This window comes from Campylobacter sp. RM9331, assembly GCF_020137685.1.
Taxonomy (GTDB): domain Bacteria; phylum Campylobacterota; class Campylobacteria; order Campylobacterales; family Campylobacteraceae; genus Campylobacter_E.
On record NZ_JACGBA010000014.1, the window covers coordinates 1 to 22,281 of the forward strand.

The 22,281-nt window shown below is 28.4% G+C and carries 24 protein-coding genes and 1 pseudogene; 11 read left to right on the top strand and 14 right to left on the bottom strand.

Annotated elements, in window-relative coordinates; all coding sequences use genetic code 11:
- Positions 1-395: 395 nt before the first annotated feature.
- Positions 396-1,604, top strand: a pseudogene (locus AVBRAN9331_RS06290) (McrB family protein); the annotation flags it as partial.
- Positions 1,570-2,811: an McrC family protein gene (locus AVBRAN9331_RS06295; RefSeq protein ID WP_336612637.1), complete on the top strand. Its 1,242-nt coding sequence runs from the start codon at positions 1,570-1,572 to the stop codon at positions 2,809-2,811. The pseudogene AVBRAN9331_RS06290 and the gene AVBRAN9331_RS06295, both read left to right, overlap by 35 nt.
- Positions 2,812-2,953: 142 nt before the next feature.
- Here the strand turns inward: AVBRAN9331_RS06295 and argH are convergent, their stop codons facing one another.
- Genes argH through AVBRAN9331_RS06320 form a run of 5 tightly spaced genes read right to left on the bottom strand, consistent with a single transcriptional unit; the run spans position 2,954 to position 8,965 of the window.
- Positions 2,954-4,339, bottom strand: coding sequence for an argininosuccinate lyase (gene argH / locus AVBRAN9331_RS06300; protein ID WP_214119474.1), 1,386 nt, complete (start codon positions 4,337-4,339; stop codon positions 2,954-2,956).
- Position 4,340: 1 nt separating this feature from the next.
- Positions 4,341-5,153, bottom strand: coding sequence for a Ppx/GppA phosphatase family protein (locus AVBRAN9331_RS06305; RefSeq protein WP_336612638.1), 813 nt, complete (start codon positions 5,151-5,153; stop codon positions 4,341-4,343).
- Positions 5,137-6,117, bottom strand: a complete 981-nt coding sequence (locus tag AVBRAN9331_RS06310) for a nucleoside hydrolase (RefSeq protein WP_214119478.1) — start codon at positions 6,115-6,117, stop codon at positions 5,137-5,139. The genes AVBRAN9331_RS06305 and AVBRAN9331_RS06310 overlap by 17 nt, the downstream gene beginning before the upstream one ends.
- The gene (locus AVBRAN9331_RS06315) at positions 6,114-7,475 is read right to left on the bottom strand and encodes an MFS transporter (RefSeq protein WP_442862228.1); all 1,362 of its coding nucleotides are present in this window, start codon (positions 7,473-7,475) and stop codon (positions 6,114-6,116) included. The genes AVBRAN9331_RS06310 and AVBRAN9331_RS06315 overlap by 4 nt, the downstream gene beginning before the upstream one ends.
- Positions 7,469-8,965 (bottom strand): inorganic phosphate transporter, encoded by a 1,497-nt coding sequence (locus AVBRAN9331_RS06320; protein WP_336609560.1) that lies wholly within the window; start codon positions 8,963-8,965, stop codon positions 7,469-7,471. Before AVBRAN9331_RS06320 ends, AVBRAN9331_RS06315 begins: the two co-directional genes overlap by 7 nt.
- A 116-nt stretch (positions 8,966-9,081) precedes the next feature.
- Between AVBRAN9331_RS06320 and AVBRAN9331_RS06325 the strand changes: the two genes are divergently transcribed.
- Both AVBRAN9331_RS06325 and AVBRAN9331_RS06330 read left to right on the top strand, forming a co-directional pair.
- Positions 9,082-9,684 (top strand): tetratricopeptide repeat protein, encoded by a 603-nt coding sequence (locus AVBRAN9331_RS06325; RefSeq protein WP_336612639.1) that lies wholly within the window; start codon positions 9,082-9,084, stop codon positions 9,682-9,684.
- A 77-nt stretch (positions 9,685-9,761) separates the two neighbouring features.
- On the top strand, positions 9,762-10,025 hold the full coding sequence (locus AVBRAN9331_RS06330) for a hypothetical protein (protein WP_336612640.1): 264 nt from the start codon (positions 9,762-9,764) through the stop codon (positions 10,023-10,025).
- Between the two features lie 47 nt (positions 10,026-10,072).
- On the opposite strand, the gene AVBRAN9331_RS06335 is transcribed toward AVBRAN9331_RS06330, so the two are convergent.
- Together AVBRAN9331_RS06335 and AVBRAN9331_RS06340 are read right to left on the bottom strand one after the other, a co-directional pair.
- Positions 10,073-12,520, bottom strand: coding sequence for a molybdopterin-dependent oxidoreductase (locus tag AVBRAN9331_RS06335; RefSeq protein WP_336612641.1), 2,448 nt, complete (start codon positions 12,518-12,520; stop codon positions 10,073-10,075).
- An 11-nt stretch (positions 12,521-12,531) separates the two neighbouring features.
- On the bottom strand, positions 12,532-13,128 hold the full coding sequence (locus tag AVBRAN9331_RS06340; RefSeq protein WP_336612642.1) for a hypothetical protein: 597 nt from the start codon (positions 13,126-13,128) through the stop codon (positions 12,532-12,534).
- Between the two features lie 243 nt (positions 13,129-13,371).
- On the opposite strand from AVBRAN9331_RS06340, the gene AVBRAN9331_RS06345 reads away from it, so the two are divergent.
- A complete protein-coding gene (locus AVBRAN9331_RS06345; protein ID WP_336612643.1) occupies positions 13,372-14,568 on the top strand; it encodes a major outer membrane protein in 1,197 nt (398 codons plus the stop codon).
- An 86-nt stretch (positions 14,569-14,654) separates the two neighbouring features.
- Here the strand turns inward: AVBRAN9331_RS06345 and AVBRAN9331_RS06350 are convergent, their stop codons facing one another.
- The 4 genes from AVBRAN9331_RS06350 to AVBRAN9331_RS06365 all read right to left on the bottom strand — a co-directional run bounded on the left by AVBRAN9331_RS06350 (position 14,655) and on the right by AVBRAN9331_RS06365 (position 17,453).
- Entirely contained in the window at positions 14,655-15,692 is a 1,038-nt protein-coding gene (locus AVBRAN9331_RS06350; protein ID WP_214117823.1) for a hypothetical protein, read from the bottom strand.
- 224 nt (positions 15,693-15,916) lie between these two features.
- Entirely contained in the window at positions 15,917-16,375 is a 459-nt protein-coding gene (locus AVBRAN9331_RS06355) for a type II secretion system protein (RefSeq protein ID WP_239803100.1), read from the bottom strand.
- Complete coding sequence (locus AVBRAN9331_RS06360; RefSeq protein WP_336612644.1) at positions 16,369-16,896, bottom strand: type II secretion system protein; 528 nt, start codon at positions 16,894-16,896, stop codon at positions 16,369-16,371. The genes AVBRAN9331_RS06355 and AVBRAN9331_RS06360 overlap by 7 nt, the downstream gene beginning before the upstream one ends.
- An 80-nt stretch (positions 16,897-16,976) precedes the next feature.
- The gene (locus AVBRAN9331_RS06365) at positions 16,977-17,453 is read right to left on the bottom strand and encodes a type II secretion system protein (RefSeq protein WP_336612645.1); all 477 of its coding nucleotides are present in this window, start codon (positions 17,451-17,453) and stop codon (positions 16,977-16,979) included.
- Between the two features lie 287 nt (positions 17,454-17,740).
- Between AVBRAN9331_RS06365 and AVBRAN9331_RS06370 the strand changes: the two genes are divergently transcribed.
- Genes AVBRAN9331_RS06370 through AVBRAN9331_RS06380 form a run of 3 tightly spaced genes read left to right on the top strand, consistent with a single transcriptional unit; the run spans position 17,741 to position 19,150 of the window.
- A complete protein-coding gene (locus AVBRAN9331_RS06370) occupies positions 17,741-18,541 on the top strand; it encodes a ferritin-like domain-containing protein (RefSeq protein ID WP_214117820.1) in 801 nt (266 codons plus the stop codon).
- A gap of 1 nt (position 18,542) precedes the next feature.
- Positions 18,543-18,782 (top strand): hypothetical protein, encoded by a 240-nt coding sequence (locus AVBRAN9331_RS06375; protein ID WP_214117819.1) that lies wholly within the window; start codon positions 18,543-18,545, stop codon positions 18,780-18,782.
- Positions 18,782-19,150: a hypothetical protein gene (locus AVBRAN9331_RS06380; RefSeq protein ID WP_336612646.1), complete on the top strand. Its 369-nt coding sequence runs from the start codon at positions 18,782-18,784 to the stop codon at positions 19,148-19,150. The genes AVBRAN9331_RS06375 and AVBRAN9331_RS06380 overlap by 1 nt, the downstream gene beginning before the upstream one ends.
- A 17-nt stretch (positions 19,151-19,167) precedes the next feature.
- Here the strand turns inward: AVBRAN9331_RS06380 and AVBRAN9331_RS06385 are convergent, their stop codons facing one another.
- From AVBRAN9331_RS06385 to AVBRAN9331_RS06395, 3 genes are read right to left on the bottom strand one after another with little or no spacing between them, the layout of a single operon-like run.
- On the bottom strand, positions 19,168-19,458 hold the full coding sequence (locus AVBRAN9331_RS06385; RefSeq protein WP_214117817.1) for a hypothetical protein: 291 nt from the start codon (positions 19,456-19,458) through the stop codon (positions 19,168-19,170).
- Position 19,459: 1 nt separating this feature from the next.
- Positions 19,460-20,380 (bottom strand): SAM-dependent methyltransferase, encoded by a 921-nt coding sequence (locus AVBRAN9331_RS06390; RefSeq protein ID WP_336612647.1) that lies wholly within the window; start codon positions 20,378-20,380, stop codon positions 19,460-19,462.
- Positions 20,377-21,162, bottom strand: a complete 786-nt coding sequence (locus AVBRAN9331_RS06395; protein WP_214117815.1) for a M23 family metallopeptidase — start codon at positions 21,160-21,162, stop codon at positions 20,377-20,379. The genes AVBRAN9331_RS06390 and AVBRAN9331_RS06395 overlap by 4 nt, the downstream gene beginning before the upstream one ends.
- 150 nt (positions 21,163-21,312) lie before the next feature.
- On the opposite strand from AVBRAN9331_RS06395, the gene AVBRAN9331_RS06400 reads away from it, so the two are divergent.
- The 3 genes from AVBRAN9331_RS06400 to AVBRAN9331_RS06410 are packed head-to-tail and all read left to right on the top strand — an operon-like array spanning position 21,313 to position 22,279.
- The gene (locus AVBRAN9331_RS06400) at positions 21,313-21,615 is read left to right on the top strand and encodes an HMA2 domain-containing protein (RefSeq protein WP_336612648.1); all 303 of its coding nucleotides are present in this window, start codon (positions 21,313-21,315) and stop codon (positions 21,613-21,615) included.
- On the top strand, positions 21,608-22,048 hold the full coding sequence (locus AVBRAN9331_RS06405) for a hypothetical protein (RefSeq protein ID WP_214117813.1): 441 nt from the start codon (positions 21,608-21,610) through the stop codon (positions 22,046-22,048). Before AVBRAN9331_RS06400 ends, AVBRAN9331_RS06405 begins: the two co-directional genes overlap by 8 nt.
- A gap of 12 nt (positions 22,049-22,060) precedes the next feature.
- Positions 22,061-22,279 (top strand): hypothetical protein, encoded by a 219-nt coding sequence (locus AVBRAN9331_RS06410; RefSeq protein WP_214117812.1) that lies wholly within the window; start codon positions 22,061-22,063, stop codon positions 22,277-22,279.
- The last annotated feature ends 2 nt before the right edge of the window (positions 22,280-22,281 follow it).

Genomic DNA, 22,281 nt, shown 5'->3' on the forward strand with positions numbered 1-22,281 from the left:
AATAATAGGAGTTTTTAAGGTGCTTGTCGCCTTAAAAACAACTAAATTATTACAATAGTTTTAAAGATAGCTTCGGCTATCTTTAAAAACGCAATAAAGATTATTGCGTTAATGAATGGAGTTTTTAAGGTGCTATCTTTAGCACCTTTTTTATAAAAATCAAATAAAATCAAAAAACTAGCATAAAAAATATTTATGATTGTTTTAAATTACTACCTTATTAAAAATATTTATCATTTTCTACTTTTTAATTTTGATTTAGATTTAAGATATTGCATAATTTTTGTAAGTGATATTGTTAAATTTGTTATACTTTATCTAGTTAATATATTATGAAGTTTTTTAAATATTATATGAAAAAATAAAGGAGTAAAATACCTATGAAAAAATATCCGTTAAATCAGATTTTATATGGAGCACCAGGGGTTGGTAAGACTTATGATACTATAAATATAGCTTTAGAGATTTTGGGCGAAGATTTTTCAACTCAAACAAACGAAAATGACACAAGACAAGCAATGCAAAAAAAGTTTAAGGAGTATGTAAAAAACGGACAAATCGTATTTATCACTTTTCATCAAAGTTATGGATATGAAGAATTTGTAGAAGGAATTAGACCTATTTCTGAGAATGGTGAAATAAAATATGTTGTAGCTAATGGTATTTTTAAGAGTTTATGCGAACAAGCCAAAGGTAATACAGAGTTAATCAATAATTTTGATATTTTAATAGAAACATTAAAAGAAAAATCATCAATAGATTTAGCTGACCCTGAAAAGTATTTTAATATTCCAAATACAAAATATCATATTCAGTTTAGAGATGGTATAACTTTTAGAATTAAATTTGATGGTATGAGTGATAAGCATAAAGATTATCCAGTTAATATAGAATCAATAAAAGAGTTATATAAAAATCCAAAATACCAACTTTATAATTCTGCTTATGCTAAAGTAATCATAGATTATTTAAAAACTCTAGGTTTAAAAGAATATGTTGAAAATTCCATAAAAAAGCCTTATATAATCATTATTGATGAGATAAATCGTGGAAATATTAGTAAGATTTTTGGAGAGCTTATCACACTTATTGAGCCTAGTAAAAGACTAGGAAATGCTGAAGAGCTAGAAGTAGTGTTGCCATATAGTAAAGAGAGTTTTGGTGTGCCAAATAATGTTTATATAATAGGCACTATGAATACAGCTGATAAGAGTATCACTACCCTTGATACGGCATTAAGGCGTAGGTTTGAGTTTAAAAAGATGATGCCTAATAGTTTTCTTTTAAATTCTAATTGCGATGGGATAAATCTTCAAGAATTATTAAATAAAATGAATGAAAGAATTGAATATTTAATAGGAGATGAAAAGCTTATCGGACATTCGTATTTTATGGGTATAAACAAAATTGATGAGCTTAAAGTTGTGTTTAGAAATAAGATTTTACCACTTTTAGAAGAGTATTTTTATAATGATTATTCGCAGATAAAATCGGTGCTTAATGATAATGGTATGATAAAAACTAAAAATATTTTAAATACCAATAAGTTTTATTTAAGCGATGATTTTAATGAAACGGATTTTAAGAAAATATATGAAGATTGAAATAGCCCACGAACACGAAATAATAAGCTCACTTGATAACGATGAGTTTTTAAATGAGCTTATGAGCTTTGCTGAAAATAACCCAAAGTTTTTAAAAATAGTCGGCAAAAATAAACTAAAAGCAAGAAATTATGTAGGGCTTATAAAGACAAAAAGTGGGGTTTTAGAAATTTATCCTAAGGTTTCAAAACCAAGTAATGAGATAATGCCAAGAATAGATTTAAGCAAGGCTTATGAGCTAAAAGATGAGATGTTTAAGGATTGTAAAGAAAGAGAGTTAAATCCCAAGCAGCTACTTTTAGAACTTTTAAGAACTTTACAAAAAAGTCCGTTTAAAAAATCGCTTAAAGCAACGCTAAAAGATGAAAAAATGTCACTTTTTGAAGTCTTTGTTGAAATGTTTTTAGAAGAACTTTTCGTGCTTTTAAATAAAGGGCTTATGAGTGATTATATAAAAATAGCTGAAAATAGAACAACTTTAAAAGGCAAATTGCTTTTTAATGAGAATTTAAAACATAACTTAATTCATAAAGAGCGATTTTTTACCGAAAATGATGAATATATCATAGACAATGCGATAAATCAAACTATAAAAACTACATTATTTCATTTAAAAAAACTAAGTCAAAATAAAAAGATTTTAAAATATTTAAAGACTTTTGATGATATTAGTTTAATTGATATTAAAAAATGTGAATTTAGTGTAAAAAATAAGCATTATAGTTATTATGAAAACATACTTTTATGGTGTAAGTTATTTTTAAATGGTTTTAGTTTTACACCATTTGCGGGGGATAATAACGCTTATGCTTTGCTTTTTGATATGAATAGACTTTTTGAAGATTATGTAGCTTTTATGCTTAAAAAACACAATCCAAATATAAAAATAAGTGCTCAATTATTAAAAAAACACTTAATAAAAGATGGTCAAAATGAGCGTTGTTTAATGCGACCTGATATTTTAATTGAGCTTAAAGATAAAACAATCATCGCTGATACAAAGTATAAAATCATAAATAAGTTAAGTGATATTAGCCAAGCTGATTTATATCAATTATTTGCCTATGCAATAGCTTTTAAAGTTAGTGAAGTTTGGCTTATATATCCACTTTTTGATGGTAGTTTAGGGTATAAAACACTAGAATATAACTTAGATTACTTTAATACTAAGATAAAATTACAAATTCTTTTTGCTCCTTTAGGTTGATATTTTAGTTGCATTGTGATTTGTTATAATCTAGGTTTTATGAATTTAAAATATGATTAGATATAAATAAAAAGCTTAATTATTAAGATAATAAATTTCAAGTTTAAAGATAGCCTTTACTATCTTTAAACATAGTTTAAAATTAAATTCCTAGATTTTCTAATGTTTTTTGAGCGTTTAGGAGTTGGGTTTTTACTGCGTTTTCTGATGTCCCACCATAAGAATTTCTTAAATCAACGCAAGTTTTTAAATCAATTGCTTTATAAATATCATCTTCAATTAAATCACACTCAAGCCTTAATTCATCTAAGCTTAATTCATCTAATTTAAGTTTTTTTGAGATTGCATAGCTTACTAATTTTCCAGTAATTTCGTGAGCTTTTCTAAATGGCACACCTTTTTTAGCTAAATAATCAGCCAAATCAGTAGCATTTGAATATCCATTAGCAGCTGCTCTTAGCATATTTTCTTTAATTGGTTTCATTTTTGCAATTAGTTTTGTAATTATTATTAGACTATCTTTTATGGTATCTTGAGTATCATAAACACTTGCTTTATCTTCGCTCATATCGGTATTATAAGCTAGTGGCAAACCTTTCATAATAGTTAGCATTGAGATTAGATTGCCATAAATTCTACCTGTTTTGCCACGCATTTTTTCGCATACATCGGGGTTTTTTTTCTGTGGCATTATGCTTGAACCCGTGCAAAAATCATCACTTAGCTCAATGAATTTATAATCATTTGAATTAAAAATAATTAGCTCTTCACAAAGGCGTGAAAGATGGCTAAAACAAATTGCACTAACACTACAAAACTCAAGCATATAATCTCTATTGCTAACACTATCAATACTATTTTCACTTGGCTTTGCAAAGCCAAGTTCATTTGCGCTAAAAAATCTATCTATATTAAAAGTAGTCCCAGCAAGTGCAGCCGAGCCTAACGGACATTCGTTTAATGAGTTGTATAGATTTAAAAATCTATCATAATCTCTTTTAAACATCCAAAAATACGCCATTATCCAATGCGAATATAAAATCGGTTGAGCAGTTTGAAGATGAGTAAAGCCTGGCATAATTAAGTCTAAATTGGTCTTAGCTTGGTTTAAAATCTCTTGCATTAATTCTTTTAAATTAGCTCTAATTCCTAATACAAATTCTTTCATTTGTAATATTCCATCTAGTGCGGTTTGGTCGTTTCTACTTCTTGCAGTGTGAAGTTTGCCAGCACTTGCACCTATTAAAACACTAAGTCTTTTTTCAATAGCCATATGAATATCTTCATCGCTTATATTAAACTCAAATTTATTTTCTATAAATTCGTTTTGAATAATTTCTAAGCCTTTTAAAATCTCTGCTAATTCTTGAGAGTTTATGATTTTTTGACGCTCAAGCATTTTTGCGTGTGCTATGCTTCCTTTTATATCTATTAAAGCAAGTCTGTTTTCAAGTGGCAAAGTCGCTGTGTAATTTTCTACTAATTTATCCGTAGCTTGGCTAAATCTACCGCCCCATAATTTTTTCATACTATTCTCCTAATAAAATTCCTTCTTTAAGCCCATAAGCTGAAATGATAAATTCAAAATCATCAAATAAAGTATCAATAAAATAAGCCCCGCAAAGCACTGCAAAATCTCTATTAACTCCTAGCATTAAATCTCTTTTTTCGGCATTATTTGTATTAATAAAATCAATTAATTTATATAATTCATCTTTATTTACAATGCTATTATGAAACTCTAAATCATCAATATCTTTATAAGCAATATTTTTTGCAATACTTTTTGCAAATATTCCCGTTTTTGATGCTAGAACAATTGGTCTTGGATAGCTTTTAAGCTCGTTTTTATAAGGGTTTAAAAGTGTATATGCGTAGTCTTTAATATCTAAGTTTTTTTCTTTTACGCTTTTATAAAAAGATAAAAGTCCTATATCAAGTAATAATTTTTTATCATTACTTGTAATTTCTGTTGAATACCCACCAACATCTACTAAAGTAAAATCACCTTGAATTGAAATTCCAACCCCTAATCTAGTAAGCCTTGCTTCTTCGTTTTGGCTTAATATTTTTAATTTAAAGCCGTATTTTTGATAAAGCATATTAGCTATTAAATCAGCATTTTTACTTTTTCTAAAAATTGCAGTAGCAACTACTTTTGCCTTGCTTAAATCATAATTTAGCTCATCAAGTGCATTGATTAAGACCTTAATTCCTTCATCATTTATACACTCGTTTTCATAAAATAGTCCTAAGTTTAAGACCTTTTCGTTGTTTTTTAAAACCTTATCAAATACAGCTATTTTAAGAGTATTTGAGCCTATATCAATTGCCAAATTCATTTAAAGTTGCCTTTATTAGCTTTAATAATTTTTCATTATCAATATCTTTTAAAACCTTTACTAGGTTTAACTTGCTTAAATCAATGCCTATATTCATATTAAGATTTTTATCATATCTTAAGCTTTTGCCCCTTGCTTCGCCACAAGTTTCTATATCTACATAATATTCATCGCTTTTACAAATGCTAGAATCTAGCAAGTATGCAATTATTAAAGCATCGTGTATCCAAGTGCCAATGCTATTTCTTGTAAGCTCTGCATAACTTATCCAAGGCTTAATACTTGTATATAAAAAATCACATAATTTATTATTAATTGCTTTTATTTCTTCTAAATCTTTATGAGTTAGGCTAGTTTGCATTGTGATATTGTAAGGTGCTAGAGTGATTTTTGCCCCACTTCTTAGCACAATCCTAGCAGCTTCTGGGTCAAAACCAAAATTAGTATCTTTAGGGTATTTACTCATATCAAATACCCCGCCCATAATTAAAATCTCTTTTACATTTTTTGCAAACTCATTATCTAAAATACAAGCTTGAGCTATGTTTGTAAGTGGTCCAATAGCACAAACAATAAGCTCATTTTTATAAACTCTTGCTAATTCGCATAATTTATAAACAGCGTTTAATTTGGCGTTTTTATAAAGTTTAATAGGTTTAAAATCTTGCCATAAGTGTTCTAATTTAAAATTATAAACACTCTCATCAAGTCTTTTTCTCCACGGCGTTTCATCTTCTAATAAAGCCTTACTTGAGCCTAAAAATACAGGAATTTTAATCCCTAATTTAGAAATTAAATTCCTTGCGACTGCATAAGCTTTGTGATTTATCACATTTCCGCTTAGAGTTGTTATTGCTTTTAAATCAATCTTTTTACTAGCAATTGCAAGTGCTAGGGCTAAGCCATCATCAGTATTAGCCCCACAAATACCATTGCCTATATCAGTATCAATTACGATTTTCATATAGCATCTTCAATAAGATTTAAATCTCTACCCCTAGTTTCAGGAGCAAAAAATGTAGTAACAAATCCAATTCCTGCCATAAATATAAAATAAGCAGCGATTAAATACCAATTATGAGTTAGATTTATAAAATAAGTCGCTAAAAATGGTGCAGTTCCACCTGATAAAATGCCACCGATTTCTTTAGCTAGTGCCATTTTTGTATAACGATTTTTGCACCCAAACATTTCAACTCCGTAAGCTGCTTGAACTCCAAAAATCCCTAAAGATGCAAGACACATTCCTACGACAATTACACAAATTACTATTATTTCATTTTTGCTATCAAGTAACATAAATGCAGGAACTGCATAAATCATTAATAATAAGCAAAATATCCTATACATAATGCGACGACCAAATTTATCGCTTAGCCATCCAGATAATGGAATAACCAAAAATCCTAAAAATGAAGCTATTAAAACCCCTGTTGTAGCTATTTGTTTGTCTAATAATAAAATAGTATAAACATAACCTACTAAAAAGCTTTGAGCTATATAAGATGGGGCGTTTTCTCCCATTCTAAGACCTAGCATAATAAAAAATGATTTGTTTTTTTGCCAAAAAGTTTTGTTTTCGGTTTTGTGAGTTTTTAAATTTTGTTCTCGTTGTTTTTGCATTTGTTCTTTTTGTTTTGCAAATACAGGTGTTTCTCCTACAAAGCGTCTTAGATACAAGGCAAATGCAGCTATTAAAAAGCTAAATATAAATGGCAATCTCCAGCCCCATTCTAAAAAGTCTTTATCATCTAAAAATCCAAGTAAAAACCAAATTCCACTAGCAATTAAAGTCCCACTATTAGAGCCTAGTGCAATGATTGATGATACTAAACCACGATTTTTGCTAGGTGCGTATTCACCTAACATAATAGCTCCACCGCTAAGTTCAGCTCCTGCTCCAAAACCTTGTAAAAATCTTAAAATCACTAATAATAAAGGCGCTAAAATGCCTATGCTATTATAAGATGGGATAAATCCTATTAAAGTAGTCGCTGCACCCATTAAAAATATAGTTATCATCATAACTTCTTTACGACCATATTTATCTCCTAATCTACCAAAAAAGAAAGCTCCAATAGGTCTAGCAATAAAGCCAACTCCATAGGTTGCAAAGCTTAGCATTAGAGCGATTATAGGAGTTTGCTCTGGGTAAAAAACTTTACCAAAAACGGTTGCAGCCGCAAGGCCGTATAAAACAAAATCAGCATATTCCATAGCAGTTCCTAGCCAACAGCTAATGATTGCGTTTTTAAAGGATTTTTTGCCTTCTTTTGTCTTTAAAATATCATCTTGAATTTGATTCATTAAATCTCCTAAAATAAATAATAAAGTAAGCTTAAGAAAAATGCCGAAATTAAAGCACTAGCAGGTAAGGTTATCATCCATGCTAAGCCTATTGGCTTCATCATTTTCCAATTTGCGTTTTTGTTAAATACTCCAATTCCTAATACCGCACCTATTAGAATATGAGTTGAGCTGATTGGAATTCCTAGTTGAGTTGCTAGAAGTATTACAATAGCTGAAGCAAACTCGGCACTAAAACCTGTGGTAGGCTTGATTTTTGCTAGACTTTTGCCAACGGTTTTAATAACGCTTTTGCCTAAAAACCAAAGCCCAGCAACTAGTGAAATACCAAATACTAACATTACAATAGTAGGCACTGCTGAAGTTGGATTTATTGTATTTGTGTGTAAAATATCTAAAATCGCAGCAAATGGTCCAACTGCGTTTGAAATATCGTTTGCTCCGTGAGAAAAGGCAAATGTGCAAGCTGTAAATATTTGAAACCATGAAAAAATACGATTTACTGCTTTTTTTGGTTCGCCTTTTTTCATAATATTAATAATTCCTACACAAATTATATAAGCACTAATACAAATTAATAAGATGATTAATCCTATACTAAAATGACTAAGTCCTGTATCAACATTATTTAAGGCTTTAAAAAATAACATAGATGAAATTACAAAAGCTATTAAAGTAGCTAAAACAGGTATGCGTTTGCTTAAAAATCCTGCTACATCAACTGCTTTTTCTTTTTTTGTAAATTCTTTTAATTTATTTGCGTATTCGCCTTTTTCGTTAAGCAAAATGCCGTAAAGCTCACTATATTGCTTAGATTTTTCGCTTTGCATAAATTCATCTATATATTGTTTTTTATACTCTGCTTTATCTTTTTTGATTTGCTTTAAAATATTTTCCTTTTCTTTAGTAGGAACTACAATGAATTTATAAACTAATGAATAAACAAAATAACTCAAAACCCCGCCTAATACAGGAGATATAAACCAACTAGCAACAATGGTTCCTATCCCACCCCAGCTAACTTGAGTAGCGTTATTTTCGGCTATGAAACCTAAAGCTAGTGCAGCACCTAAAATCCCGCCTACTATTGAATGAGTTGAGCTAACAGGTAAAGATTTATAAGTAGCTATAAAAATCCAAACACTAGCAGCACACAAAGCACTCATCATAACATAAGCAAAGTGCATAGGTTCTATGTTTTCTTTAACGCTTACAATACCACTTCTAATAGTAGCAGTTACTTCAGCACCAGCAAAAAATGCTCCGCTAAATTCAAATATCGCAGCTATTATTAAAGCTTGTTTTATGCTAAGAGTTTTTGCTCCAACACTCGTTCCAAAAGCATTTGCAACATCGTTTGCACCTATATTGAATGCTAAAAATATTCCAAAAATTGCAGCAATTGTGAAGAATATATAATAATTTGTGGTGCTATAACCCCAAAACAAAAAGCCAACACAAACGATAGCAAAAAGTATCGTTATAATAATGTTTTCTCTTGCCATTACCTTTCCTTTTTAAAAAATTGGGCTAATTATAGACTAAAAAAAATTGTTAAGATTTCTACAATGTAAAATCTTTGTAAAATATGCTAAGATACGCAAAATTAAAAGGAGTGTTGATGAAAAAGTTTTTAGTATTGGCATTTTGTGTTAGTGCTTGTTTTGCTAATAATCAAGTAATTTGTAACAATGCAAATGATTGTTATAACATAGGAATTGCTAAGGCAAAAGAAATGCAAATAGCAGAATCTATTAAGTATTTAGAAAAGTCTTGCGAGCTTAATTATATGTCAGCTTGTATGGAATTAGGAACTGCTTATATTTATAGTGCTAAAAGTAAGGAAGAATTTACTAAAGGGATTAATTATTATATGTTAGCTTGTAATAATAATGAGCCTATATCATGCCACAATATAGCATATATGTTAGAGCAAAGCCAAAATCCTGCATTAATGAATGAAATAAAGAGTTATTATGAAAAATCTTGTAATTTAAGATATTTAAATGCTTGTACTAATTTAGGAAATATTTATTATACGAAAGAAAACAATAAAGAAAGAGCGAAAATGCTTTATGAAAAAGCTTGTAATTTAGGAGAGGCTATAGCTTGCAATAACTTAGGTAACTTTTATTATTATACCAATAAAAGCTTGGCTAAGGAATATGTAAGAAAATCTTGTGATTTAGGCTATCAAGTAGCGTGTGAATATAAAATAGATTAAATTATAAAAAGTGCAAAATTAATTTTTCTAGCTAATTCCTTTTATTTTTGATAGTATGAAAATAAAAGGAATTTAAAATGGTAAGATTTTTTAATAAAGTTGATTTTTTTATTTTCGTATTGAGTGTAATTTTTTACGCTTATTGTATTTTTGTATTTAAGCATTTAACCACTTTTTCAGCCTTAGATATAACTGCTAATTCTATATTTATTATATTTGCAAATGCTTATTATTTTTATATGTATTTAAAAGATGAATTGTTGCTTGATTCGTTTTTTGTATTTATTGGCTCTTCTTTTATTTTAGTAAATCTCTTAATATACGGCTGCATTATTTTATGAAGTATTGGAGTTGGAATTTAAAAGCGAGAATAAATCTCGCTTTTTATTTAACCTTGAATGATTTTTGGTTTAGAAAATGCTCTTAAAGGTCTAATAACACCTTTGAATTTTTCAATCTCTACTAAGGTTGTGTGAGCTGTGTTTGATTGAGCTAGTTTTGATGTTCCTTTATCACGAGTTAGCACATTTACGCATCCGTGCTGACAAAGTGATTTTTTCCCATAAACTTCAGGGTCATACCAAGCACCTTCACAAATTATAATAGTATCAGCCCTTACAATATCACTTACTAATGCACCTGCTAAAATTTCGCCCCTATCGTTATATACTCTTACAATATCGCCTGTTTTAATACCTCTTGCTTTTGCAGTATCAGGATGAATTATCATAGGCTCTCTGCCATTTACTTCAGCATAATTTCTAATAAGTGAGTTATTTAGCTGAGAGTGTAGTCTAAATCTAGAATGAGGACTTACAACAGCGATTGGATATTTTTTAATTTGTTCTTTGTTACCAACCCACTCAAATGGTTCAAACCAAGCAGGATGACCTAAACAATCATCATAACCCATTTTTGCAATTGTTGGAGAGAAAATCTCAATCTTTCCACTTGGTGTTCCTAATCTATATTTATGCGGATTGTTTACAAAATCACTAAGTCTTGTGTAATACTCTGTATCTTTATTTACTTTATCAAATCTAACAAATCCTTTATTAAGTGCTTCGTCAAAAGTTGGCATATCATATCCTAATGATTTTCCTTGTTGTAAAGCGTCGTTATAAATATATTTCATCCAATCAAGCTCGGTTGCTTTTCCTTCTGTAAATATTTCTTCTACTCCCCATCTTTTACAAATTTCTTTACAAATCCAAAAATCGCTTTTACTCTCTCCCATAGGTTCAATTACAGGCTTATTTAAGAAAATATATTCAGAATTTGTACTAGCTTCTATATCATAACGCTCAGGCTCAATAGCAACAGGTAAAACAATATCACTTAATTTTGCTTGTGAAGTCCAAAATGGTTCAGCTGTAATAATCGTATCAACCTTTTTAAATCCTTCAATAGCACGATTTACATCTTGATGGCGAGTAAAAAATGACCCACTAGCATTAAATGCTACTTTAATATGTGGAAGTTTTATTTTTTTACCATTTTGGTCAATTATTTTACCTGGGTTTAGCATAGCGTCAATACTTCTTGAACTTGGAATTGTTATGTTTTCAAATTTTTTCCAAGGACTATTTTCGTCTCCTAAATCATCGCTTGGAATAGATGAAAGTCCTTTTAAAGTAGGTGCTATAAATTTATCAGCACCTTGAGAATAATATCCTAAACTAAACTCAAATCCACAACCCTTGCTTCCTATATGCCCTAACATTGTTGCTAGTATTGTTATCATCCAATGTGCTTGCTCGCCGTGGTCTTGTCTTTGTATTGCACGACCTGCAATAATTATTGATTTATTATCGCATAAATCATCTGCTAATTTTTTTAATGTTGTTGTATCTACTCCACAAATATTGCTAGCCCAAGTTAAATCTTTTTTTATTCCATCATTTTCGCCCATAAAGTATTCTTTAAATTTATTAAAGCCAACCGTATATTTTTTAATGAAATCTTTTGCATATTTTCCACTTTCATATAAATAACAACACATTCCTATCATCATTGCAGTGTCTGTATTAGGGCGAACTGATATTAATTCACTTTCAATATAACGATTTGTATTATTAGCATATACATCTATGCTATAAGTTTTGATTTTTCCTGCTTTACTTAGTTCTTTTAATTTTGTGAAATATTCATAATTAGTGTGAGTTGGTGTGCCAACTGCAATTTGATTTGTTACTAGCGGGTCAGTTCCCCAAAATACAACACTTTTTGCATTTTCTAAAATACTTTTCCAAGTTGTAGGTGCTTCATAAACGGTGTTTGAGCCAAAAATATGTGGTAATATTACCATACCAGCACCGGTTGAATAGTCTCCACTTTCTTCAACATATCCACCTAGGATTTTTAGCATTCTATGAGCTGTGGTTCTTCCCCAGCTAATTTTACCCCAGCCACCCCACCAATAGCATTCGCCATATATAGCTTCAGGGCCATATTTGTCAAAATTTTCTTTAAGCGCTTTTGCTGCTAAATCAAGTGCTGTTTCCCAACTAACTCTTACAAATTCTTCTTCACCCCTTAAATCGTTTTTCTTTTTTCCTTCTAGGTAGCTTTTTCTAACACAAGGATATAAAACACGGCTTTCGTTTTGTGTTCTATCTGGAACACAATTATTCATAGTATTAGGGAATTTATCTCCTTCAAAAGGTGTAACGCTAACGATTTGAGAACTATTAATATTTGCGTAAAAACTACCAAACCTATCAGATACTAAAGCCTTTTTATCATCAAAAATTGTATCTTTGATACCTTCAATTTTGCTAGCTTGTAATCCAACTCCTGCTACTGCACTTAGTTTTAAAAAACTTCTTCTTTTCATATTCTTCTCCTTTATTTAATGTCTTTTGCGTGATTTTGTAAATATTTAATAATTAAGCTTTTTTCATCCTTGCTTAGCTCCACATAACCAGAACTTATCATGCTTTCAAGATTTGAAGGCCATTGATTTACCGAATATTCTTTAGTATCGTGCAACAAATGACAAGGCGAGCAAGTTTGCTCGTAAAAACTTTTTGCATTTTTAAAGATTTTATCTTTGCTAGCTACTAAATCATTTGAATTTACATCAAAAGTTATGCTTACTTTATGCCAATTTTCTCCATATTCATCTTGCAACACTTCAAGCATTTTAATGTATGGATTAGCGTCACCTTTGTATGTTGGATTGTCATTGTTATCGTGAAAACTCATATAATTTTCAATTTGAGAAAAACTTTTAACTATTTCTTCTTGATAATTATCATTAACATATCCAATTAGCTCAACTTTGCTAGTATCGTTATTGCTTGAAATGACTTTTACAGGTGCTAATAAACTAGCAGTTCCTATTATTTTACCATCAAGTTTAATTTCAACATCTTTATTTAAGTACATACTATTTGCTAATGCAAAAGATGATATAAGACAACTTAAAAATAACTTTTTCATATAACTCCTTAAAATAAAATTAATTTTTATATTTAATATTTTAAACTAATAAACTTATGAAATTATTAAAAAGAATAATATTTATTATTCATTTTATTATGAGAATTCAAAACTTAATTTGATATATAAAAAATAATTCTTAAAGAATTTAAATTATCATATTATTTAATATTTATTATGATAATTAATTTAAATATAAGTTTGTTTTAATAATATTTATCATTCTCATAAAAAAGGATAAAAATGAATATTAAAACAACAATTTCTTTAAGTTTAGTTGCTGTTTGTGCCAATGCACTTAGTTTAGAACAATCAATAAAAAATGTAGATTTAGATGGTTTTTTAAGGTATCGCTATGATACTACTAGAGTTAAGGATATTGCTTTAACTCAACCAGCACACAAAATTAGATTAGATTATAAATTAAGCCTAAATTTAGCTGATAATTACAAGGCTAATGCAGTGTTTAGATATGATACAAAATCTTTTAGTTATTCAAATAATGCTTATATTAATACTAATGATAATTTTCATTTAAAAGAAGCGAATTTAACTTATACTAATTTTAATACAAGCTTTAGTTTTGGTAGATTAAAAGTGCCTAGTATGTTTAATGATGGGGTTTTGGTTACTTCGTTTTTAATTGATAATCATTCTTTAGATAATACAAATATAAATGCTTATTTTGTAGATAATTTTGATTTGAGTGAAAGTAGTTTGATAAACGAAAAAGCAATAAATCAAATATCTTATAAAATACCACTGAAAGCCACAAATCTGCCAAAGAATTTAAAATCACAAATCTATAATCAAAACCTTTATGGGTTAAATATTAATTATCATAATGATTTAATAAATCTTACTTTAGGTGCTGATTATCTTAATGATTTTGCTATTTTTTATGGAGTGGATTTGAAAAGTTATTTAGGAGATAAGAAGAGTTATCATTATTCTTTTAATTCTCAACTAACTAGCACATCATTAAAGCAAAATTACAAAACTTCTCTAAATGCAAGTAATTCTGTATTTTATGGCGTTGAAATTCTAGTCGGATTTAAGAATTTTGATTTTGAGTTAGGCTATATAAATTATGGTAAAAAGGATAAAGCAAGTTTTGTAACTTGGCATGATAAAGGATTGCTTTTGCATTCGGGAAAAACGATAATAGATGGATTTTATGGTGGAATAGGCAAAAGAGAATATTTGTATTCAAATATATCTTATAAATATGATAATTTTAATTTTTTATTTAGCATAATTGATGGCGGGGTAAAGCTTGATTTAGCTAAATATAAGCAAACAGAATTAATGCCAAAAATTGTTTATAAATATTCTAAGCAATTAAAATTTAGCGCATTTTATGATTATGCGATTACTAAAACCGATATGAAAAATATTAAAACTTATAAAACTAGATTAGAAGCTAAATACTCGTTTTAACTATATTAAGAATTTAATTTAGGAATTTAAAATAAATATATAGTTTTAAATTCCATTTTTCAATTAGTTTTTATCTAAATTATAATTTAAGATTTAATGTTTTCTTTGATAGCTGCTTTGATAACTTCTACAAATTCTCTACTATCTAAATAATAGTTAGGATAGGCTTTCCTTAGTGTTTTAATTTTGTCTGATGATACAAGCACTACATCAGTATTGTTTGCATTTTTTGATTTTTGTTCTAAAAAATCATAATATTCTTTAGCTTTTTCAAAATCTGATTTTTTATATCCAGTAATCCTTAAACGCCTTGTATTCATATCAAGGTCTATTACAAAATAATAATGTATCTTTTTTTGAAATTCTTCAATGTTTTTGCTAGATACTAAAAGTCCAGAAAGCATTGCTAATATGTTGTATTTTTTATCTAGTTCTAAAATCTTTTGGCATATTTCTTGTTGTGTAAATTTATTATAATTTTCGTGAATTTTTGTTTGTTCTATCATACAAAACAAAGCACTTGATAATCTAAAAAATTCTTTATATTGTTCTTCCCCTTCACCTTGCTTGATTTTTGATTTACTAGTTATTCCTAAAACTTCCACTGCTGTAGCCCAAAAATGCTGCAATTGTGTTCTAAGTTGCAATTCTAAGGCTCTTTTTGTCGTATCTTGATATTCATAAATCTGATGGATTGAGCGGTATCCATCATCTTTTGGTTTATTGATATAATCACTAGTTCGTAAAAGTTTAAATTTTTTTATACCCTTAAGATAGGTTTGTTCCATAATTTGCTGAAAAGTTTTAGTATTGTCAAGATTGGTAAATACTATCCTAAGTCCTGCAATATCTTGCATTCTATCAAGCTTCATATCTGGAAATCTTTTTAACTTGTATTCAACAGAATTTAGCCTTTTTAATCTTCTTGCTACTACTATAGGGGTAATTTTATTTGTTTTTAGTTTTCTATTAATTGATGTTGCAAAGCTTGACATTATTTGAGCGTGAACACTTCTCCAAAAAGACACTATCTCATAGTCGTTTTCAGTGGCAATACCTATTCTTATATTATCTCCAGCTTTTCTTACTTGTTGTTTGGTTGCAATTATATCGTTTTCGCCCATTTTTACTCCTATTATTGTAATTTTTAATATCAAAATCAATGCTTTTTCGTAGTGTAGTATATCAAAAAGTAATTTAGTTAATATTAGAATTAAACAACATAACGAAATTTAAGACTATTTTGTGGATTTCATTATAGCTTGATTGTAAAAATTAAATAAGAATAAATAATAAATTGTAGGAATTTAAAATAAGAAATTTATTTTAAAATTCCTAATTTAAATTCTTAATACACCACATTACTTCCACCAACAGGAATGTAAATAATATCACTTTTTGAAATATCTGTAAAATTATTATTTGTTTTTGAAATTCTTCCTGTCAGGTTTGATATTATTTTAGGGTCATTTAATACTATATCGCATACCTTATCTTGACCTTTTGATTTTTTTATTACTACATAATAATCATCAAGGCTTATTTCTAAACAAGGCTTATTTTTAACTTTATAAACTCCACTATCTAAAGCAACATTTGTCATTGTTTTAATATCTTTAGCAAACTCATTATGAGCTGTGTAATAACTAGCTAAATCTCCTATTAATAATGTAATATTTTGATTAGCTTTAACTATTTCAGCATCATCTCTTGTAGCATTTAGTTTAGGAATTGCAACTGCTGCTAAAGCTCCTAATATTACAATAACAAATATTAGCTCTATCATTGTGAAAGCTTGTTTTACCATAATACTCCACTTCCACCTAGTCTAAAGTATATATCCGAAGTATCTAAAGTGCTTTTTGGTGTTTTAAAATCATGATTTGTATAACCATTACCAAATATACCTGAATTACTTATATTATCTATAAATTTTTGACAAGTAGGGTCTTTATCGCCAGCACCTTTTTTTGCTGAAAAAGAATAAAAGGCTTCGCCATTACTATTAGTCCCAAATTTTAGTAATAAGCATTCACAAGTATTATTTACTTTCATCCAAGCAGCACCACCAGCTCTTGCAGGTTCACAACTTTTATTATGATATAAAGCAACACCTGTTAAATCTTGTGGATTATTACTAGTAGGTAGTATTCCTTTAGAAGTATAATAGCTCGTTATATCTCCAATTAAAGTTGTAAGATTTGTATTTGCTTTAGCTAATTCAGCGTCATCTCTCGTAGCATTTAGTTTAGGTATCGTGACTGCTGCTAAGATACCTAGAATAACTATTACGAAGATTAGTTCTATCATTGTAAAAGCTTTTTTCATCTTTATCCTTTCAAATTTAAAAAAGCCTAGTTAGGAAAAACCTAACTAGGCAACTAAAAATTATTTTAGTTAAATTAATATTACCAGCTTACACCACTTGAAGCGAAGTCAAAATCTACAGAATCATTTGGAGCTTTAATTGTTTTGGTTGCACCTGTTGTTGCATCAGTACTAGTTAAAATACTTTGAACTGAACTAAGTTTTAATGCATTTTGGCATACTGTATCTGAACTAGCTACTGCAGCAACTGTTAATTTTGAAGGTGTTTTAGTATCTATTGTAAATGTTAAACAACCTTTACCTTTAACATTTAAAGTTTTGTTGTCAGTTTCTAAAGCAACGTTTGTCATTCTCTTAATATCTGCTTGAGCTTCTAATTTGCCCTTAGAGGTATAATAAGATGCGAAATCACCCATAATTGTTGAGATATTTGTGCTTAGTTTTGCTATCTCTGCGTCATCTCTTGTAGCATTTAGTTTTGGAATTGCAACTGCTGCTAAAATTCCTAAAATTACGATTACGAAAATCAACTCAATCATTGTAAAGCCCTTTTTCATGGCTATCTCCTTAAAAAATAATTTCACTTTATTTACACAAATGTGAAATTAAAATCTATTAGATATATTAAAAATTCCATCGCAAAATCTAGCTAAATTTGACTTAGTTAAAATATTGGTAAATCAAAATATTTATTAATTTCGTAAAATAAAATCAAGATTTATAGACAATAAAAGAATTTAAATAGTATTTATTTAAATTCTTTTTAATAATCTTTGGTAAAACTATGTTTTTATCAAAGATTTTATAAAATAAAAAATCTCATTTATAAGCTTTAAGGACTAATATGAAAGATTATTCGCATACTTTATTTGATGTTTTAAGCGAGAGTGATTATGCTAAAAAATTAGCTAAATTTGATGATTTTTACGATGATTTTTTAAGCAATAACCTAGCTTATAATGAATACGAGCCTTTAGTTTTAGAAGAGCCAAGTTATGCAAAAAGCCTTGAGATTATTCACCCAACAAGGATTAAAAGACCAAAAGAACTAAGTTCTGATAATGCTTTAGCAAAGACCTTACACCAAATAGCTCATATTGAATATTCAGCAATTGACCTTGCATTAGATGCTGCTTATAGATTTTATCATACCGGCGGGCTTTTGTTTGCGAGTGATTTTTTAGAAATAGCTAAAGAAGAATGCTTACACTTTAGTCTATTAAACGACGCTTTAAATGAGCTAGGATATAAATACGGAGATTTTGGGGTGCATACTAATTTATTTGACGCTATGAGAGCTACTAATTCTAGTTTTAAGGTTAGAATGGGGGTTGTGCATAGGCATTTAGAAGCTTGTGGGCTTGATGCTAATCCTTTTGTGGTTAAAAAAATAAGCAGCACAAAACACCAAATAAAATCAAAATTATTAGAAGTTTTAAAAATCATCTTACACGATGAAATAAGCCATGTAAATAAAGGCGATAGATGGTATAAAAACGCAGGTGGGACAAATGAGAATTTTTGTGATTTACTCTTAGAATACAAACACTTAATAAGACCTATTAAAAATATGAATGAAAACGCTAGAATTATGGCTGGATATACCCAAGATGAATTAGATGAAATAAAAAAGAATTTTAATTAATATGCTAGAGAAAATATCAAATCAAATATCAATTTTAAAAGACTTAGAACTAATTTATAATAATACTAAAATTAATTTTGCAAAAGGTTTTGAATTCGCCTTAGATTACGATGAATTATTAGCAAAATTAAATGATTATAATTTAGAAGAATTAGAGCAAATCTCAATTAATTTAGAATATTTGCAAAAAAATTATATAAATGAAATATTGTTTTTAGAAAATGCACTTAAGGATAAATAATGTTAATTTATGGATTAGATTATATAAAAAATCAATTTACAGCTTTAGAATTTGAATTAGGATTTAGTGTAAATAATGTAAGTTGTGTAAAATTTAGCGAAGAAATATTATCAAAGCCAAATATTAAAAGAGCTATATTTTGCGATACTTTAAGTGAAGTTTTGCAATCAAATGCAGCACTTTGTGAATACATTATCCCAAATGCTAAAATCTTAAAAGACAGCGTATTTTTAGCAGAAAAATATTTATTTGATAGTAAGATTTTATCTTTTATAAAAGATACTAGCGATATTGAAAAAGCCGCTTTAATAGGTGTTGATGCGGTGCTTTTTTGCGATTTTAAAGACTGCAAGGATTATTATATTTAATCTAGGAATTTCCTAGATTAATTAGCAAAAATTCTAATCCCGACATCAATTACTACAAGTATTATTAATATACTTAATAAAGTAATTAATGCTGCGTTAGACTTAGGTTTTATCTCGCTTTTAGCTTTTTCAATTTTCTTTAATTTATCATTTAATTGATATTCAAATTTATTTTGCTCTTCGCTTAATTTTTTAATTTGTTCTTTTAACTCTTGATTTCTAGTTTTAAGCAAACTTGAAAGCTCGTTTTCTAATTCGTTGATAGTATTTGCATCAACTTTTATTAATTCTTTACTTGTTTTATCCATTTTAATCTCCTTTAATGTTTTTATTAAATTCTAAACAATGAAAATTATCGCTAAAGCCAAAAAATAGATATTTAATGGCATTTGCGTATTTAATATCGCTAAATTCATCTACTCCAAATTCCATCAAAGCTCTTGATTGTTTTTTAAAGCTATGTTTTAGATTAAGTTTATCAAAATAAAAGCACAATTCATCATAATTTACATTCCAAGTAATATCACAATTTGCAAATAATTCTTCTAAATTAGCGTTAAATGGGTCAATTAATTGATGATTTTTAAATATTCTTAAACTAAACTCATCATTTAAATATGTAGAAAAATAATCAAATGTTAAAAAATAAAATTCCTTACACTTCTTATCTAAAGCACTTAAAAAATCATATATCATAGGAGAAAATTCCAAGCGTTTTTCAAGTTTATCTTGTAAATATTCATAACTATTTTTATGCTCTTTAAAGATTATTTTGCCATTTTCAACGAAGCCAAATTTATTATTATCATAAAGCTCACAAGCAAAAGCGTCAAATAATTCATTTGCGATAAAAAAGGCATTATCACTACTAAAATCATCAAAATAATAATGTTTAAATTCCACATTCAAATTCTTTTTTTGTAAAGCCCTTAGATTGTCGTGTGGCTCTATGATTTTCACATTAATTTGCTTATAAATTTCAGGGCGTTTATCTTTTAAATATGTTAAAAAATCTTTTAATAAATACCCTTCATTTGCACCGATTTCTACTATATCAATAGGTAGTTTTAAAATCTTTTCATCAACTAAAAAAATAAATCTTTTAGCACACAAAAAGCCAAAAAGCTCTCCAACACTAACAGCTGTATAAAAATCACCATCTTTACCAACTTTTACACCTTTTTTATAATACTCTTTACTCCAAGTATCAAAATATTTGCTAAAAATCAATTAAAAGCCTTTGCGTTGAATTTATTTACAAAATCAAGTGGGTCAACACTAACGCCTTTTATAGCAATTCCAAAATGAAGATGAGGCCCGCTAACCCTGCCAGTATCTCCACTAAGTCCTATAATATCTGATTGTTTTACAAAATCACCCACTTTTACATTAATCTTGCTTAAATGATAATATTGCGAATAAATGCCGTATCCATGATCAATCACAACGCTACCACCTGAATAATATCTATCTTTTGCAATAACTACTACTCCATCATTACTAGCTGGAATGCTAACTCCAATTGCTGCTCTAAAATCAGTGCCTGAATGATAACTCTTAAGAGTGTTTTCAAACACCCTAGCACTTCCAAAAGGGCTTGTAATAACGCTATCTAAAGGGATTATGAAAGGCTTATTAATATATACTTTTTCGGTGCTTTTTGCATAGATTTTCACTGCTTCATCGTATTCTTTAGCAATTCTTTCTTGCAGCTTTTTGTTTGGCTTAATAATTGATGGCTTTGCAAGTTTAATTTGCTCTTTTTTATATTCTCCTTCAAGTACTTTAAGGCTATATTCTTGATTATCTAAAGTAATATTTAAAGTTTTACCACTAGAGCGATAATTTGGGGCTAAAATTAATAAGGTTTTATTATTTATCGGATATTTTGTGTAAGTGATTTCGCTTTTACTAATTATTGGATTTTGAATGCTAATATCAACTTTGCCATTTATTAGATTATTTGATAGCAAAAATGTTGTAAAAAATGAGATAAAAAATAATTTTTTCATAAAATTCCTTAGTAATTTAATATAGAAAAGATTAGCAAAATAGCATAAATATTGAGTTTTTGCCACTTTTTGATTATCATTATCTTATATATTTTATTTTATTTTAAGTTTTAGGGACTACAATCATTTTTGAAAACGAAAGGATTTTTAATGAATAAAGCTAAGGTTTTAAGTGAAGTTTTAGAATACATTACAATCACTCATCACACAAGTGGTAGATTAAGACTTGATATATCTAGCAAGATAAGAGAATTAAAAGACTTAGAAAGCTACAACATTGATGAAGTTTTTAATCTAAAAGGGATTAATGAAGTTAAAGTTAATAAAATCTTAGGCAAGGTTACTATTTTATATGATGATAAAATCATATCAAAACAAAGCCTTGATAATTTAATCAATGCAAAAAACATTGATGAGATTAACCTAGCTTTAAAGGAGCTTAACATTGCTTGAGCTAAGATTTGAAAACCAAGAGTTTTTGCAAGAACTAGAAAACAGCGATATAAGAAGAGCTTTTGAGCTAGATTTAACTAGCATAAAATTATATGAGTATTATGCTAATTGCTTTAATGATGGTATTTTAAAAGATATTTTAAATGCAAAAAAGCAATTAAATCAATTATTAATTAGCGATAATAATGCTTTATTAGTTGAGTGCAGTTTAAATGATGCTTATTTGCTACTTTTAGCAAAAGAATTTGAAATCGTTCAAGCTTATAAAATAGCGGCTAATGTTTGCAAAGATGAAAAGCTAAAAGACCTTATTTTTAGACTTTGGGCTAGTTCGGTTAATGAGTATCAGGTGGCTTTAAGAAAAAGCCTTGCGACTAATGAATTTAATGTAGATTCTTTAGTTAGTAATTTTTTAAAAGATATTTTAAAATAAAGGAAGATTATCATGCCAATTCCATTCATATTAGGTGCAGCATTAGGCGTAGCTGCAGTAACAATTTATAATAAAAAAGATAGTATTAAAAAAAGTATAAGTGAGTTTAATTCTCAAGATTTTGCAAAAAGTGCAGGAAAAATGACAGAAAATGCAATTTTAAAAATCTCAAAACTTAAACCTTGTTGCAAATGCGAGAAAGAAGTAGCTAAAAAAAGCTCTAAGAAGTAAAA